Genomic DNA, 16,112 nt, shown 5'->3' with positions numbered 1-16,112 from the left:
CGCGTAAGGCCGACCAATATGCCCACTGCCCTTTACCGTTTCATCTTCGCTGCCTTGCTGTTGCTGCCTTTCGCAGCACAGGCAGGCGATGCCGAAGACTTCCTCGCTGCCAACCCGACGCAACAAGCCAAGCTGCTCCAGGATTGGGCCGCCCAGCCCGACCCCGCGCGCATCGAACTGGTGGACGCCCTGCAACAAGGCCAGCTCACGCTCAACGGTGAAACCAAAACCGTACGCCTGAACAACCGCCTGCGCGGGCTGATCGACAACGTCCAAGCCAGCCAGCAACTGCTCGCCGCCGACCCCAAGGTGCGCCTGGCAGCGGCAAAAACCCTGCAAAAAAGCGCGCAACCTGCGCAACTCAAATTCCTCGACCAGCAAGTTGCCGCCGAAACCAACGAGGACGTGCACACCGCCCTCAGCCTGGCCCTGGCCAACCTGCAACTGGTCGACACCGACCCCGTCGTGCGCCTCGCCGCCGTGCGTTTGCTGGGCGGCACCGGCGACCCGCTGGCCCGCACGCGTCTTGAGGCGTTGCTCGCGCCGGGTGTCGAAACCGACGCTGCCGTGCACACCGCCGCCGAGACCAGCCTGGCTCAGGTCAAACGCAAACTGATGTTCGGCGAAATCCTCGGCCAGGCCTTCAGCGGCATGTCCCTGGGCTCGATCCTGTTGCTTGCCGCCTTGGGCCTGGCGATTACGTTCGGCCTGCTTGGCGTGATTAACATGGCCCACGGAGAGATGCTGATGCTCGGCGCGTATTCGACTTACGTGGTGCAACTGATGATGCAGCGCTACGTGCCTGCGGCCATCGAGTTCTACCCGTTGATCGCGCTGCCAGTGGCGTTTTTTGTCACCGCCGCCATCGGCATGGCCCTGGAGCGTACGGTGATTCGCCACCTCTACGGCCGGCCATTGGAAACCCTGCTCGCCACCTGGGGCATCAGCCTGATGCTGATCCAATTGGTGCGTCTGGTGTTCGGTGCGCAGAACGTCGAAGTGTCCAATCCCGAATGGCTGTCCGGTGGCATTCAAGTGCTGCCCAACCTGGTGCTGCCATACAACCGCATTGTGATCATCGCCTTCGCGCTGTGCGTGGTGGTGCTGACCTGGCTGCTGCTGAACAAGACCCGCCTGGGTCTCAACGTGCGCGCCGTCACCCAGAACCGCAACATGGCCGCCTGCTGCGGCGTACCCACCGGGCGCGTGGACATGCTCGCGTTTGGCCTGGGCTCCGGTATCGCAGGTTTGGGCGGCGTTGCGTTGAGCCAGATCGGCAACGTCGGCCCGGACCTGGGCCAGAGCTACATCATCGACTCATTCCTGGTGGTGGTGCTCGGCGGTGTCGGCCAGTTGGCCGGCAGCGTCATGGCCGCCTTTGGCCTGGGCATCGCCAACAAGATTCTGGAGCCACAGATCGGCGCCGTACTCGGCAAGATCCTGATCCTCGCGCTGATCATTCTGTTTATCCAGAAACGCCCGCAAGGACTCTTCGCACTGAAAGGACGGGTGATCGACTGATGAACCAGCCATTGATGCTTACGGCCACGCAAAAGGCCGGCCCCAAAGTGACGATAGCGGTGGGCGCGGTGATCCTGATCCTGCTGCTGGCCCTGCCCGTATGCTCGCTGCTGTCGCCTGAACATCCGCTGCATGTGTCGGCCTACACCCTGACACTGATGGGCAAGATCCTCTGCTACGCCATCGTCGCCCTGGCCCTGGACCTGGTGTGGGGTTACGCAGGGATGTTGTCCCTCGGCCACGGCCTGTTCTTTGCCCTGGGCGGTTACGCGATGGGCATGTACCTGATGCGTCAGGCGTCCGGGGACGAGCTACCGGCGTTCATGACCTTCTTGTCGTGGACTGAGTTGCCTTGGTATTGGATGGGCACCGAACACTTCCTCTGGGCCATGTGCCTGGTGGTGCTGGCGCCGGGTTTACTGGCGCTGGTGTTCGGGTTCTTCGCCTTTCGCTCGCGAATCAAGGGCGTGTATTTCTCGATCATGACCCAGGCCCTGACCTTTGCCGGGATGCTGCTTTTTTTCCGCAACGAGACCGGGTTTGGCGGCAACAACGGCTTCACCAATTTTCGCAGCATCCTGGGCTTTGGCATTACCGAGCCAGGCACGCGAGCGGTGTTGTTTTTTGCCACGGTGGTGTTGCTGGTCGCCAGCTTGTACACCGGCTGGCGCCTGGCGCAGAGCAAGTTCGGCCGGGTACTGACGGCATTGCGCGACGCCGAAAATCGCCTGATGTTTTGCGGTTACGACCCGCGCGGTTTCAAGTTGTTTGTGTGGGTGTTGAGCGCCGTCTTGTGTGGCCTGGCCGGGGCGCTGTATGTGCCGCAGGTGGGGATCATCAACCCCAGCGAAATGTCGCCGACCAACTCCATCGAAGCCGCTGTGTGGGTGGCCTTGGGTGGGCGCGGCACACTGATCGGCCCGCTGCTGGGCGCCGGCGTGGTGAACGGCATGAAGAGCTGGTTCACCGTGGCGTTTCCGGAATACTGGCTGTTCTTTCTCGGGGCGCTGTTCATCATCGTCACCCTGTATTTGCCCAAGGGTGTCATCGGCCTGTTGAAGAAACGGGGTGAGCAATGAGAGTCACTGCGACGGCGGAATTTATGCTCGAACCCATTCTCGAACCGAACAAAGACGCGGGCAGCAGCCGCGATGCGATCGGCATCGGCCAGGCCGCAGGCAAGGGTCTCAACACCCGCCACGGCACCATCCTGACCCTGGAAGACATCAGTGTCAGCTTCGACGGTTTCAAGGCGCTCAATGACCTGAACCTGTACATCGGCGTCGGCGAACTGCGCTGCATCATCGGCCCCAACGGCGCGGGCAAAACCACGCTGATGGACGTGATCACCGGCAAGACCCGCCCCAGCCACGGCAAGGCCTGGTTTGGCGAAACCCTCGACCTGACCAGCATGAGCGAAGTGCAGATCGCCCAGGCCGGCATCGGCCGCAAGTTCCAGAAACCCACGGTATTCGAAGCCCTGAGCGTGTTCGAAAACCTGGAACTGGCGCAGAAAACCGACAAGTCCGTGTGGGCCAGCCTGCGCGCACGCTTGAGCGGCGAGCAGAAAGACCGTATCGATGAAGTGCTCGAGACTATCCGCCTGACCGCTTCGGTACAGCGCCCGGCCGGGCTGCTGTCCCACGGCCAGAAGCAGTTCCTGGAAATCGGCATGTTGTTGATGCAAGACCCGCAGCTGTTGCTGCTGGACGAACCGGTAGCGGGCATGACCGACGCCGAAACCGAATTCACCGCCGAACTGTTCAAGCGCCTCGCGGGCAAGCACTCGCTGATGGTGGTGGAGCACGACATGGGCTTCGTCGGCTCGATTGCCGACCACGTGACGGTGTTGCACCAGGGCAGCGTGCTGGCCGAAGGGTCGCTGGAACAGGTGCAGGAAAATGAGCGGGTGATCGAGGTTTATCTCGGTCGCTGATGCTGACGTGAACTGCTTTATGTGGGCGCTGGCTTGCCTGCGATACAGGCGATTCGGTCTACCCGTGGGACCACGGTGATGCCATCGCAGGCAAGCCAGCTCCCACATTGATCCGGTTCCCACAAGGGAATTGAGGAGAACTCCAGAATGCTGCAAGTCGACAAGCTGCATCAGTACTACGGCGGTAGCCACATCCTGCGCGGGCTGTCATTTGACGTAAAAATCGGCGAAGTCACCTGCCTGCTCGGCCGTAATGGCGTGGGCAAGACCACCCTGCTCAAATGCCTGATGGGTTTGCTGCCGGCCAAAGAGGGCGCGGTGAACTGGGAAGGCAAGGCCATTACCGGGTTCAAGCCGCACCAGCGCGTGCATGCTGGCATTGCCTACGTGCCTCAGGGCCGGGAGATTTTTGGGCGCCTGACCGTGGAAGAAAACCTGTTGATGGGCCTCTCACGTTTTCCCGGTTCCGAGGCCAAAGAGGTCCCGGCGTTTATCTACGAACTGTTCCCGGTATTGCTGCAGATGAAGCACCGGCGTGGCGGTGATTTGTCCGGCGGCCAGCAGCAACAGTTGGCAATCGGCCGCGCGCTGGCCAGCCGCCCGCGCCTGTTGATTCTCGACGAGCCCACCGAAGGCATCCAGCCGTCGGTGATCAAGGAAATTGGCATGGTGATCAAGAAGCTCGCGGCACGCGGCGACATGGCAATCCTGTTGGTGGAGCAGTTCTACGACTTCGCCGCCGAGCTGGCCGACCAGTACCTGGTGATGTCACGCGGTGAAATCGTCCAGCAAGGCCGAGGTGAAAATATGGAAAGTGAGGGTGTACGCGGGCTGGTTTCTATATAAGTAAGAATCTAATCTTTAGCGTCCGAAGATAAGCAAACAGCCATGAACCTGCCCGTTACTCCCGCCCTGTTCACCCCCAGCTGGCACGCCGAGCTGGAGCTCGGCTACGCGCGTTTCGGCGACACCACGCGCCCGGTGATGCGCCGCCACCTCGGCCCGCTGCGCGTGCAAAAGCACCTGTACGCCGAAGGCCCCGAGGTGTGCCAGCACATCATCGTGCATCCGCCCGGCGGGATTGCCGGCGGTGATCGCCTGGACATCAGCGCCCATGTCGGCGCCAATGCCTGGGCGCAATTGACCAGCCCCGGCGCGGCCAAGTGGTACCGCGCCAGCGGCCCGGCCTTTCAAAAGCTCGAACTGACGGTAGAAGCTGGCGCCACGCTGGAATGGCTGCCTCAGGAAACCATCGTGTTCAGCGCCGCCCAGGCCGAACTCACCACGCGTATTGATCTGCAAGGCGATGCCCGGCTGTTCTACTGGGACGTGGTCGCCCTCGGCCGCCCGGCCAGTGGCGAGCGTTTCGACCTCGGCCACTTCCAATCGCACCTGGACATTCGCCGCGACGGCCAGTTGCTCTGGCATGAGCGCCAGCGCATTGTAGGCGCCGACGGTTTGCTCGACTCACCCATCGGGCTGGACGGCCAGCCGGTGTTTGCCACGCTGTTGCTCACTGGCGATATCGACCCCGAATTACTGGAACACTGCCGCGCCATGCCGCATGCGGTGCGCGGCGACCTGACCCAATTGCCAGGCCTGCTGGTGGCCCGCTGTTTGGCCAGTGAAGCCTTGCTGGCACGGGGCTGGTTGATTGATTTATGGCGGTTGTTACGCCCTGCGGTGCTGGGGCGGGAAGCAGTCGCCCCGAGAATCTGGAGCACATGAAGATCAAAATGTGGAAATCAGTTTGTGTGGGAGCTGGCTTGCCTGCGATGGCATCACCTCGGTACATCAGATACACCGAGTTGCCTGCATCGCAGGCAAGCCAGCTCCCACACAAGCCCGCTCCCACTCTTGGGTCTCTGTTGTATTTAAGAATGCTATCTGTGAAGGACCTTGAACCATGGATTTGACCCCACGGGAAAAAGACAAACTGCTGATCTTCACCGCCGGCCTGGTGGCCGAACGCCGCCTGTCACGGGGTGTGAAGCTCAACTACCCGGAAACCATCGCCTACATATCCGCAGCGCTGATGGAAGGCGCGCGCGATGGCCGCACCGTCGCCGACCTGATGCACTACGGCACCACCCTGCTCAGCCGCGAGCAAGTGATGGAAGGCATCCCGGAAATGATCCCGGATATCCAGGTGGAGGCCACCTTCCCCGACGGCACCAAGCTGGTCACCGTCCACCAGCCCATCGCGTGAGGCCCGGCCATGATTCGTGATGCAACCGCGCAAGACCTGCCGGCCATTCGAGAGATCTACAACGACGCCGTATTGAACACCACGGCGATCTGGAACGAACAACCGGTCGACCTGGCTAACCGTCAGGCCTGGTTCAGTGCGCGCCAGGCGCAGGCCTATCCGATTCTGGTGGCGGTCGAAAACGATGAGGTTACCGGCTACGCCTCATTCGGCGACTGGCGGCCTTTCGAAGGCTTTCGCTACAGCGTCGAGCACTCGGTGTACGTGCGCAACGACCAGCGCGGCAAAGGCCTCGGCCCACGCCTGATGCAAGCCCTGATAGAACGTGCCTGCGCCTGTGGCAAACACGTGATGGTCGCTGCCATCGAAAGCGGCAACCAAGCGTCTATCCGCTTGCATGAACGCCTGGGATTCGTCACGACCGGGCAAATGCCACAAGTGGGCATCAAGTTCGGTCGCTGGCTGGACCTGACCTTTATGCAATTGACATTGAATCCGGGCGCCGAACCACCCAAGGAGTGAGATCGATGAACACCGCTCAACTGCGTCGAGTGAATGCTGAAAGTTTTGCCCATTACCGCCTGGGCTTGATCGAGCTGTTGCTGGACGCGGTGAAGCACGGTGCTTCGGTCGGTTTTATGGCCGACTTCGATGAAGCCCAGGCCCGTGCCTATTTGAGTGGCGTGCAGGCGAGTATCGAAGACGCCAGCCTGCTGTTGTGGGTAGTGGTGCGAGACGAGCAGGTGATCGCCAGCGTACAACTGGCGCTGTGCCAGAAAGCCAATGGCCTGAACCGTGCTGAAGTGCAAAAGCTGCTGGTACACAGCAGCGACCGGCGCCATGGCCTGGGCCAGCAATTGATGAGCGCCCTGGAACTCGCCGCGCGCCAGCACAAGCGCGGCCTGTTGTACCTGGACACCGAAGCCGGCTCCGGCGCCGAAGCGTTTTACCAGTCGCTGCGCTACACCAAAATCGGTGAATTGCCCGATTACTGCCAAAGCCCGGACGGGCGCTACAGCCCGACCGCCATCTACTTCAAGACCCTGGGGCAACCTGCATGATTCCTGGTGAATATCAGATCCAGCCTGGCGACATCGAACTCAATGTAGGCCGGCGCACCATCACCCTCAGCGTGGCCAACAGCGGCGACCGGCCGATCCAGGTGGGCTCGCATTATCATTTTTTCGAAACCAATGACGCGCTGACCTTTGATCGCGCCGCGAGCCGTGGCATGCGCCTGAATATTCCGGCGGGCACGGCGGTGCGGTTTGAGCCGGGGCAGGCGAGGACTGTCGAGCTCGTCGACCTGAGCGGGGAACGCCGAGTGTTTGGGTTTACAGGAAAGGTCATGGGCGACTTGTAGGTCGACTTCAAGCTCCAAGCCTCAAGCTGCAAGAAAGAGCAGTTTGCGGCGCACATATTGGCTTTTACTTGAGGCTTGCAGCTTGAAGCTTGCAACTCATATGCGAGGAATTAGGCTATGAAAATCAGTCGTCAGGCATATGCCGACATGTACGGCCCCACCGTCGGTGACAAGGTCCGCCTGGCCGACACCGAGCTGTTCGTCGAAGTGGAGCAGGACTTCACCGTCTACGGCGAAGAAGTGAAATTCGGCGGCGGCAAGGTGATTCGCGACGGTCAGGGCCAAAGCCAGTTGCTCGCCCATGAAGTGGTGGACACGCTGATCACCAACGCGCTGATCATCGACCACTGGGGCATTGTCAAAGCCGACGTCGGCCTGAAGAACGGCCGCATTCACGCGATCGGCAAGGCCGGCAACCCGGATATACAGCCGGGCGTGACCATGGCCATCGGCGCCAGCACCGAAGTGATTGCCGGTGAAGGCATGATCCTCACCGCCGGCGGCATCGACTCCCACGTGCATTTCATCTGCCCGCAGCAGATCGAGGAGGCGCTGACCAGCGGCGTCACAACCATGATCGGCGGCGGCACCGGCCCGGCTACCGGCACCAATGCCACTACCTGCACCTCGGGCCCGTGGCACTTGGCGCGCATGCTCCAGGCCAGCGATTCGTTCCCGATGAACATCGGCTTCACCGGCAAGGGCAACGCCAGTTTGCCGGAGCCGTTGGTCGAGCAGGTCAAGGCCGGCGCCATCGGCTTGAAGCTGCATGAAGACTGGGGCACCACACCGGCCAGCATCGACAACTGCCTGAGCGTTGCCGATGAGTACGACGTGCAGGTGGCGATTCACAGCGACACGCTCAACGAATCCGGATTCGTCGAAACCACCCTCGCCGCGCTCAAGGGCCGCACCATTCACACCTACCACACCGAAGGTGCCGGTGGCGGCCACGCGCCGGACATCATCAAGGCTTGCGGCTTCCCTAACGTGCTGCCCAGCTCCACCAACCCGACCCGGCCGTTCACCCGCAATACCATCGACGAGCACCTGGACATGTTGATGGTCTGCCATCACCTGGACCCGAGCATTGCCGAAGACGTGGCCTTCGCCGAAAGCCGCATCCGCCGCGAAACCATCGCCGCCGAAGACATCCTGCACGACCTGGGCGCGTTTTCGATGATCAGCTCCGACAGCCAGGCCATGGGCCGCGTCGGCGAAGTGATCACGCGCACCTGGCAGACTGCCGACAAGATGAAAAAACAGCGCGGCGCCCTGCCCGGCGACGGCCCAGGCAATGATAATTTCCGCGCCAAACGCTACATCGCCAAGTACACCATCAACCCGGCGATCACCCACGGCATCAGCCATATCGTCGGCTCGATTGAAGTGGGCAAGTGGGCCGACCTGGTGCTGTGGCGCCCGGCGTTCTTCGGCATCAAGCCGACCCTGATTCTCAAGGGCGGCGCAATTGCCTCAAGCCTCATGGGCGACGCCAACGCGTCGATTCCCACGCCGCAGCCGGTGCATTACCGCCCCATGTTTGCCAGCTTCGGCAGCGCGTTGCATGCCACCAGCCTGACCTTTATCAGCCAGGCGGCGCAGGCAGCCGGCTTGCCCGAAGCCCTGGGTTTGAAAAAGCAGATTGAGGTGGTCAAGGGCTGTCGCAACGTGCAGAAAACCGACCTGATCCACAACGATTACCTGCCGGATATCGAAGTGGACCCACAGACCTATCAGGTCAAGGCCGATGGGGTGTTGCTGTGGTGTGAGCCCGCAGAGGTGTTGCCAATGGCCCAGCGCTACTTTTTGTTCTAGCGAAAACAATTCAGCCCCGAAGGCGAACCTGACGGTTCGTCTGCGGGGCTGAGTCGCGGTGACTGATCAAATTGCCGCAGGCCTCGGGTTCAAGCGGCCAGCAGTCACGACAGCCTTACGAGAACATATTTTTTATTATCGAGTCGCTGTACCCATAATCCATTCGCAGCTCGGCGCCCGCCGGAATATCTTCGGTCGCAAATACCGCACTCAACACAAAGTTCTTTGTTTTTGTTGTTGCCGCAGGCCCCATTCCCAGCCACATATCCGCCTCAACGGGGAAGGCCACGGACTCTACGTTGTATCCCCCTGCAGCCTGACGGATTGGTTTGTCATTCGCGTCATACTCAAAGTGGGTGTTTATTCTGGAGATGATGTTGTCCCCCGACAAGTGAACCGGCTCCGTGACGAGTCGACCGCCCTCCAAGGTCGATTGAGTGCCGACGAGCATGGTGTAGGTTTGACCTCCAGAGCCGAAAAATCCATAGGGTAGGACGGTGCCGCCGTAAACGCCGACGATCTCCCCTTTGGCGATACGCTTGTTGGCGACCACCATCGACTGCCCTATCAGCGACTTTTCCTGAGGCACCTTCATATCCTGCGCAGTGAACGTACGCCGCTGCAGTTTCTCTTCATAACGAGCGCCCACCTCCTCATACCCTTCAAACTTGATGTAAGGTTTGACTTGATCGGAGGTGTATTGAGTACCGGACTCCACCAGTTCAACGCGTCTTTGCAGCTTTCGAATACGTATCGGTCTGCCCTGATAATCCCTGAGTGGGTACTTACCGTTATTCGCTCGGTTATAACTCCCGACTGGATTGGGGGCGGCCGTGAAATGAACTTCACGCCTCATGGTACTGAGCTCGTCCGCCGTGTAGGGAACCACAGGCATAGACTCTGGAGCCTCTTCAAACTCATCCTCAGAATCACCCGGCGTAGACTCTGATGCGTCTTCAAACTTGTCCTCGGAACCACCCGGCCTCATCCCTCCTGGCGTACGTGGACGTTTCCACACCCCGGCGATATCGGGTTTGGCGATGATCCCGCTACTGACCAGGGCAAACGGGTTATCCGGCGCCTGTACCCACAATAGGTAGTGCTCGCCCTCCACATCGGGCAGGCTCGCGACAAAATACCGTTTCCCATTGAAGTCGATGGCGCGTGCCTGTGAAAGCTGTAACTCACGCGTTGTGCTTTTGCTGGGTTCAACCAGCACTTCAAGGGTTTCCTGTGGCAACAGAATATCCGCAATTTCCTGTCGGCTCAGTGTCTCGATCAATGCGCTTTCCTTAATCGCCAGCTGTGCCTGCAAGTCATCGGCTTTGGCCTTATAGACCGTCTCGGACAACGCCTCGGCAACGCGGCTCTCATGCAGCGCGGCCAACTGCTGCTGATAGGGCTCGCTCTGCGCATCGAATTGCGCGCGGTACTTTTGAGTCACATAGTCCTGCCAGAAATCGCGGGACAACAGGGCCTGAAACGCTGCTGGGGAGTTATTCAGCGCCACGACTTTTGCGTAGGCCGCATCAAGCATTTGTGAAGTGACATTCCCCATTTGGGCGAACCGGACTTGCTGAGGCTGCCCAGGTAAGTCGAGTCGGTCCTTAAGGCCGTAGCGATAGGCGAGTCTTACCTCGACCTCTTCCAGACGCGCCAACTGCTGGGCTTTCTGGTCAACCGTTAAGTTATCGTTGCTGTTAATGGTCCTCCGGCGTTGATCAATATCCCTCAAGGCGATGACCTCAAGTTCGTCCAGGCAATACAAGCCTCTGGCGAACTTCAGCAACGCAGCCCCTGGTTTCAGGTCCATGGCCTGCGTGCGGGCCCGGTAGACCATCGCCATGATTTCCACATTGCTGAAAGACAACCCCGCACGGTCGCAACACGTCGGTCTGCCCGCCCACTCAAACATTTGTTCGCGCAACTGTTCGGACTCGGGCGTGTGTTCGCTGATGCTGTCGATCACCTCCCACACCCGCCGCTGAAGGTCTTCGTGGCCGGCGCCGGCATCATCCAGCCCCTCCAGCATTGCGAAAAAACCATCCCCGTTCGGCTGCTCACGCAGCGTATGCCATTGGCGCCCCTTCACGGCAACCTGCTCTTCGGACAGCCCCGTAGCCCATCGCTGAAAACGCGTTTGGGCCCTGGCGCCGATCACCGCACGACCGCGGATATTCAGGGCAGAGGCGACGAAAATATTGGGGTTGGCAGCGGACGACAGCCCCGCTTGCTCAAGCCGTACACCGTAATCGCGAATCTGGTCCTGAGTGGTCGCAGTTAAAGGGTTGAAGGATATATCCGTCACGCCATTGACCCGCGCGGAGTTGGCCAATTGCGCATCCGAGGGTGCGATGACGAACTCTGGAAGGCTGGTGAAATCGTTGTAGCTCAACAGTATCTGGTCCAACGCCGGCTGGTTGATCAAGCCGGTGGGAAACGTAGTAATGCCGCAGTTCGCCATGCCCAGGGACCGCATATCCGTTATCTGACTGAAGTCCGGCGTGATGCCCAGCTGATTGTGATTCAACCTCAAGCCTCTGAGAGAGGTTCGCCCGGACAGGATCGCGGCCGTTTGCTGCGTCAGGCGGATCTGGTTGTTGTTCAAAAACAAACGGGTCAGGTTGTGCATTTCACCCAGGGCCGGTGGCAGCACCCTGAGTTGGTTATTTGACAGGTCCAGCCAGCGCAGATGCCGGTAGCGTGTCAGGAATCCTTCCGGCGAAGCACTGAGGCCCATGTTGCTCAATTTCAGTGAGCCGACATGGCTGAAATCAATGTCCAGGTCCGGCAGGCTTGGCAGCGTCAGGCCACTCAAGTCCAGCTCCAAACCTATCTGCGTTCCGTCATTGGCAAGCATTTGCGGGGTTTCCCGACGCCAGCACGCAAGAATACGTTTCTGAGCCTGATGACGATCCTCAAGGCCCGCCGCGTTGGCTTGTCGTTGGCCCGCGCGAACGTAGCGTTGCTGTTCGCCGCCGCCCGAAAACGCCCAGGCGTTCAACTGCTGTTGCAGGGTGTTGAACTCTTGTTCGAGTCTGGCCAGTTCAGCGTCGGCACCGCCGCCCAAACGCCAGACCCACTCCCTGGCGTCTTGCATGCGTTTGTTCGGGTACAGGCGTCGTAGCTTTTCGAGCCTGGGGTTGCCACTGTCAAACGCGCCATCACGGGCGCTTTTCACCAGGTCCGGTCGGACCTGATTCAAGCGTTGCCAGTAACCATCAAATTTTTGCCAGTAATCAGGCTGAAATCGGTTGCCCTCAAGCAGGGTGACGCCATTGAGCCGGGCGCTCGCGGCGAGCTGTTCAGTTGCCGGATTGAGGTGTTCCTCGGGCACTTCTCGTAAAAGATTATGGCTCAGGTCAACAAAATCCATCCCCGCACGGGCCTGCAATCCCGTTGGCCACCGATCCAGCTGCGTATTCCTCAGGTTCAGGCTTCTCAACCGGGGCATAGCGCTGAAGTCAGGCGCAATCCTCAACGGGTTATTGGTGAGGTAGAGCGCTTCAAGGTTGCCGAGGCCACTCAGCACTCTGGCGCTGTGTGGGGTCAACCGAATGTTGTTGGACGTTAGGTTCAACGAGGTCAGGTTGTTCATTTCACCAATGGCGCCAGGTAACTCGGTCAGCCTGCAACGGCTGACGACCAACTCTTTGAGGCGAACGAACTTCCCAAGGAAAACATCCGCGTTACCCGACCACTTGACTCCGACGAGCTCAAGTTTCTCGATATGGCTGAAGTCGGCGCTCAGTGCCGGTAACTCCATCACACCATCCATCAGCAACCGCAGAGGGCCTTTACCCGTACGCTGCCAGTGGCTCAAGATCTGCCTGGCGATGCCAGACGCTCGGGCGTCCACCGGTCCCGCAGCGGACTGCGGGGAATTCGCCTGAACCCAAACCTGCAATTCCCTCTCCAGCGTTTTGAACTCAGCTTCCCGAAGCGTCAGCCCACCCCGCACATTCGTACCCAATGATTGGATAAAGGCAGTGACCTCACCCTCCTCCATTGAAGGGTACAGCTTGAGGACGCGGGCTTTTACCGAAGCCTCTGAAGGACCAAAAACACTGGCCACCATCCGTCGAAACCCACGGCCACCGCCCAGCAAGCGCAGTGCAGGATCAATGGTCGGCTTGCGCAGCGGGTGCTCCAGCAACACCGTGCGCAGTCGCGCACGTGGCAGAGGCGCTTGCGCAATCGCGGCTTTCATTTGCAGCGCGTCGGTGAACCCCAGGGCCTGGCGCTCAGTGGCGGACAACAGGTCCCAGGTTGCGGCAAAAAAATCCCTGGGCATGGTCGCCTGGAACAACCCGTTATCCATCTGTACCAGAACCCTGGCCGTTGCGTCTGGAGAACCAATGGCATCCAGTATCGCGCCCTGCGCCGAATACTGACGCAGCTCCACCCGAGTACCCCGGCGCCATCCGGGCAAGGTTTCCAGGGTGCGCAAAGCCAGGCGCTGGCTGTCGAGGTTCGCCAGGGTGTCCAACTGCAGCCCCTCGTAAGCGCGGGCTACCCGTGTTTCCTGTTCACACCATTTCGCGTGTTCGGTCTGTGCTTCGGGCAGCAGCCCGGTGCTGCGCCAGGTTTGCAGTTGCTCGGAACTCAGGCTCTTGAGCAGGTGCGCCGCCATCGAGGTCGGTAACTCGGGATAGTCCGCCAGCAGCCGCTGCACATCGGGATCAACCGATGCGGTCAACGCTCGGTAGCGCTCCTCCACCAGCGGGCCTTTGTAAGTGTCCACCGTGTCGCCCAGGTACTGGCGTAGCTTGCCCGCCCGCACATCCAGTGAGTCTTCGGCACTTCCGGGGATGTCGGTGAGCGCCGGGTCAACGCCTTGCAACGTGTTCAACACCTCTTTGAGCAACTCGCCACGCGCCAGTTGGCCTTCGTTGAGGACCACCACCCGCGTGGCGGACGACGAAGGCTCCGTTTCCCAGATTACCCGGGCGCCGCTGCCCAGCACTCGAAGGCCGAGGTTTTGCGGCAACATCCCGCGGCGACGCATCATGTTCAGTTGCAGCGCCGGATCAGCCTTGGCGTAGACCGCCGGGTCGCTGCTATGCATTTGCTCGACAAAGGTCGTCAGCGCCTGATGGGCCTTGAAGTGCTGGATCGAATCCTCCAGCAGCAAAGGCACCGGCTCATGCTCGACAAAGGTCTGGCGCAAGGTGTCCTCCTCGACACCGCTGGCGGCGCGGGCCTGCTCCAGCTTTTCGCTGTCGAGCCCCCGCTGTTCCAGCCCCCAGACGCCTCATCAACGTCGGCTTGTCCCAGGTCAGTGGTTCCTCGACTTCATGGCTCCAGGCGCCGGCATGGTTATGCGCCAATTGCGGTTCATACGCGCCGGGACGGCTGGGGTGCTGGATGCGGTACTGGCCGGTGTCGGGCTCCTGCCTGACCTGATAGTGGTCACCTTCATGGGGCAACACTTTTTGCCCGTTGTGCAAGTAGAGACCCAAGGCGTCTGGCTCGGCGTCTAGAGGCAATTTAACCGGCACCTTATAGGGCGTCATATCCGGGTTCCATAACACCTGCTTGCCGGTGGGCAGCGTGACCGGTTTGAGGTTGTCGACCATGCTCGCCAGCTTGATGGCGGGCAACACCTTGGCCCCGGTGCCCAACATCGCCGCATTGAGGGCCACGCTGGAAAAGTGCGCCCACATCGTCTTCAGGTCACTTTGCTCGTAGGCTTCAATGCCTTCATACACTTCAGTGCACATCTGCGCCGCACCCACCGCCAGCATGATCGGCCCCAGCCCCGGCACCACGAAAGCACCGAGATTGAACACGCTGATCACCGCGTCCAGGTAGCTCGACAGCCGCTCCATGCGCGCCTTACGGTCTTCGTCACCGGTGGGCACGGCCACGGCGCGGGCATCCGACAAAATCTTGCGCACCTGTGCCTTGCGCAGTTGCGCCCATAAGTTGGCTCCGATTGCCAACTCATCCAGAGGCAGCCTCGGCGGCCTGGATACCAGCGGGTAATCGCCGGCCGCGCCATTGCCGTTGGCGGGTTTGTACAACCCATTAAATTGCTGAAAAAAGAGGCCCTGCTCGCGCTGGGGCACAAATCGGCTGAAAAAGCGCCGGTACGAGGCGCTGTGCAAGCGGGTCCTGAGGTCGGCCATGAACTCGGCGCTGGAGGCATACTCCCTGAGCGGCTGCTGGGGGTCATTGGGGATGAACACCACCAGGCGCTCGACACTGTCACTGTCTTTACGGGCAGGACCGATTAGCAACGGCCCCACCAACACACTGCCAAACACCTTCAGCGCGGCGAACGTCACCGGCTTGCCGTCGAGGGTGGCACTGCCCGGGTCAGTGATGACCTGTTTGACCATCCGGTAGGCATCGGCCCCAATGCCCCACTCGGTCTGGTGAGCCGCCACCTCGGCGCTCAGCGCCAGCAATTGGCGCTGGTGCTCTTGCAGCTGCGTTTCCAGTGCGGCGCGTTGGGTCGCCTCGTCCGGTTGGACGATGGACTTGATGTGCTGCTGATACAAATTGCCCACGTCCAGGCTGCGGCACACTTGGGCAAATTCATGGGGCGCGATGGGCAGGGCCTGGGAATTGACCGCGCTGAAGGTCGGGATAACGTCGCCGTCATACGAACTCCAGGCGGTTATGATCTGGCAATCGTTGCAGGTACTGGCTCGTTCTTCATCGCGCTCGAAATTGGCCAGGGCGGCCTCAAGTAGGGAAACACCGCGGTATACATAGTTCAGCTCCGAGTCGCGTTGTTGGTCGAAGACAAACGCACCGAACAGGTCGTCGCGACTTTTGAACCCATACTTGCGCGCGAAATAGACGTTCTTGACGTCCACATCCAGGTTGAAGCGTTGCTTGAGTGCGTCTTTAAGCGGCTGCTCGGCAAAGGCGAGCACATCCTTGATATCACCGAGGGTGTTCTCTACCTGGTTCAAGGTTTCGCGATAACGGGTATGGCTGTCGGCCAGGTCAGCCTTTTGCTGAACCGTGACGGTCAGGTACCAGCTGGGCAGTTCCATGTCGTGATTGGCGAGTTCTTCCTGGCGTTGAGGGGAGCCCTGGTTGAACCAGGCAGGCACGCGGTCTTTGAGGAAATCGTAATGCACGCCCCGAAGGTCCACGTTGAAGGTGCCTTCGGGGGTAAGGGTAACGGGTTGTTCTGACATATCGGGCCATCCATGACGGGTTTAAAAAACCAGCCTATCGAATGGCCCTCGCTGTGGAGCCTTAGGTATTTATCGCGTTCAAGAAAGTTTCACGCGGGTGGACACTGT

Annotated in this window: 12 protein-coding genes; 10 read left to right on the top strand and 2 right to left on the bottom strand. The window is 60.4% G+C overall.

Features of this window, described 5'->3' with window-relative positions; genetic code table 11:
- The first annotated feature begins 18 nt into the window (after positions 1-18).
- The 10 genes from urtB to ureC all read left to right on the top strand — a co-directional run bounded on the left by urtB (position 19) and on the right by ureC (position 8,847).
- A complete protein-coding gene (gene urtB, locus A7J50_RS02865; protein ID WP_064450461.1) occupies positions 19-1,521 on the top strand; it encodes an urea ABC transporter permease subunit UrtB in 1,503 nt (500 codons plus the stop codon).
- Positions 1,521-2,600, top strand: a complete 1,080-nt coding sequence (urtC, locus tag A7J50_RS02860; RefSeq protein ID WP_064450460.1) for an urea ABC transporter permease subunit UrtC — start codon at positions 1,521-1,523, stop codon at positions 2,598-2,600. The genes urtB and urtC overlap by 1 nt, the downstream gene beginning before the upstream one ends.
- Positions 2,597-3,457, top strand: coding sequence for an urea ABC transporter ATP-binding protein UrtD (urtD, locus tag A7J50_RS02855; protein WP_064450459.1), 861 nt, complete (start codon positions 2,597-2,599; stop codon positions 3,455-3,457). Before urtC ends, urtD begins: the two co-directional genes overlap by 4 nt.
- A gap of 147 nt (positions 3,458-3,604) precedes the next feature.
- Positions 3,605-4,303: an urea ABC transporter ATP-binding subunit UrtE gene (urtE, locus tag A7J50_RS02850; protein WP_064450458.1), complete on the top strand. Its 699-nt coding sequence runs from the start codon at positions 3,605-3,607 to the stop codon at positions 4,301-4,303.
- 42 nt (positions 4,304-4,345) lie between these two features.
- Positions 4,346-5,185, top strand: coding sequence for an urease accessory protein UreD (locus A7J50_RS02845; protein ID WP_064450457.1), 840 nt, complete (start codon positions 4,346-4,348; stop codon positions 5,183-5,185).
- A gap of 178 nt (positions 5,186-5,363) precedes the next feature.
- Positions 5,364-5,666, top strand: a complete 303-nt coding sequence (gene ureA / locus A7J50_RS02840) for an urease subunit gamma (protein ID WP_064450456.1) — start codon at positions 5,364-5,366, stop codon at positions 5,664-5,666.
- A 9-nt stretch (positions 5,667-5,675) separates the two neighbouring features.
- Positions 5,676-6,188: a GNAT family N-acetyltransferase gene (locus A7J50_RS02835; protein ID WP_064450455.1), complete on the top strand. Its 513-nt coding sequence runs from the start codon at positions 5,676-5,678 to the stop codon at positions 6,186-6,188.
- Between the two features lie 5 nt (positions 6,189-6,193).
- Complete coding sequence (locus A7J50_RS02830; protein ID WP_064450454.1) at positions 6,194-6,727, top strand: GNAT family N-acetyltransferase; 534 nt, start codon at positions 6,194-6,196, stop codon at positions 6,725-6,727.
- Positions 6,724-7,029: an urease subunit beta gene (locus A7J50_RS02825; RefSeq protein ID WP_064450453.1), complete on the top strand. Its 306-nt coding sequence runs from the start codon at positions 6,724-6,726 to the stop codon at positions 7,027-7,029. Before A7J50_RS02830 ends, A7J50_RS02825 begins: the two co-directional genes overlap by 4 nt.
- 117 nt (positions 7,030-7,146) lie before the next feature.
- A complete protein-coding gene (ureC, locus tag A7J50_RS02820) occupies positions 7,147-8,847 on the top strand; it encodes an urease subunit alpha (protein WP_064450452.1) in 1,701 nt (566 codons plus the stop codon).
- A 115-nt stretch (positions 8,848-8,962) separates the two neighbouring features.
- On the opposite strand, the gene A7J50_RS02815 is transcribed toward ureC, so the two are convergent.
- Together A7J50_RS02815 and A7J50_RS31805 are read right to left on the bottom strand one after the other, a co-directional pair.
- A complete protein-coding gene (locus A7J50_RS02815; RefSeq protein ID WP_237140880.1) occupies positions 8,963-14,017 on the bottom strand; it encodes an NEL-type E3 ubiquitin ligase domain-containing protein in 5,055 nt (1,684 codons plus the stop codon).
- Positions 13,992-16,004, bottom strand: coding sequence for a dermonecrotic toxin domain-containing protein (locus A7J50_RS31805; RefSeq protein ID WP_237140879.1), 2,013 nt, complete (start codon positions 16,002-16,004; stop codon positions 13,992-13,994). Before A7J50_RS31805 ends, A7J50_RS02815 begins: the two co-directional genes overlap by 26 nt.
- Between the last annotated feature and the right edge of the window lie 108 nt (positions 16,005-16,112).

It is taken from the genome of Pseudomonas antarctica (assembly GCF_001647715.1).
GTDB classification, from domain to species: domain Bacteria; phylum Pseudomonadota; class Gammaproteobacteria; order Pseudomonadales; family Pseudomonadaceae; genus Aquipseudomonas; species Aquipseudomonas antarctica_A.
The sequence above is the reverse complement of the archived record's forward strand: the minus strand, read 5'-3'. Positions and strand labels throughout refer to the sequence as shown.

Bases quoted from the DNA above. Each gene is read 5' to 3' on its own strand.
- urtB (WP_064450461.1), top strand. From the start codon at position 19: ATGCCCACTGCCCTTTACCGTTTCATCTTCGCTGCCTTGCTGTTGCTG.
- urtC (WP_064450460.1), top strand. From the start codon at position 1,521: ATGAACCAGCCATTGATGCTTACGGCCACGCAAAAGGCCGGCCCCAAA.
- urtD (WP_064450459.1), top strand. From the start codon at position 2,597: ATGAGAGTCACTGCGACGGCGGAATTTATGCTCGAACCCATTCTCGAA.
- urtE (WP_064450458.1), top strand. From the start codon at position 3,605: ATGCTGCAAGTCGACAAGCTGCATCAGTACTACGGCGGTAGCCACATC.
- A7J50_RS02845 (WP_064450457.1), top strand. From the start codon at position 4,346: ATGAACCTGCCCGTTACTCCCGCCCTGTTCACCCCCAGCTGGCACGCC.
- ureA (WP_064450456.1), top strand. From the start codon at position 5,364: ATGGATTTGACCCCACGGGAAAAAGACAAACTGCTGATCTTCACCGCC.
- A7J50_RS02835 (WP_064450455.1), top strand. From the start codon at position 5,676: ATGATTCGTGATGCAACCGCGCAAGACCTGCCGGCCATTCGAGAGATC.
- A7J50_RS02830 (WP_064450454.1), top strand. From the start codon at position 6,194: ATGAACACCGCTCAACTGCGTCGAGTGAATGCTGAAAGTTTTGCCCAT.
- A7J50_RS02825 (WP_064450453.1), top strand. From the start codon at position 6,724: ATGATTCCTGGTGAATATCAGATCCAGCCTGGCGACATCGAACTCAAT.
- ureC (WP_064450452.1), top strand. From the start codon at position 7,147: ATGAAAATCAGTCGTCAGGCATATGCCGACATGTACGGCCCCACCGTC.
- A7J50_RS31805 (WP_237140879.1), bottom strand. From the start codon at position 16,004: ATGTCAGAACAACCCGTTACCCTTACCCCCGAAGGCACCTTCAACGTG.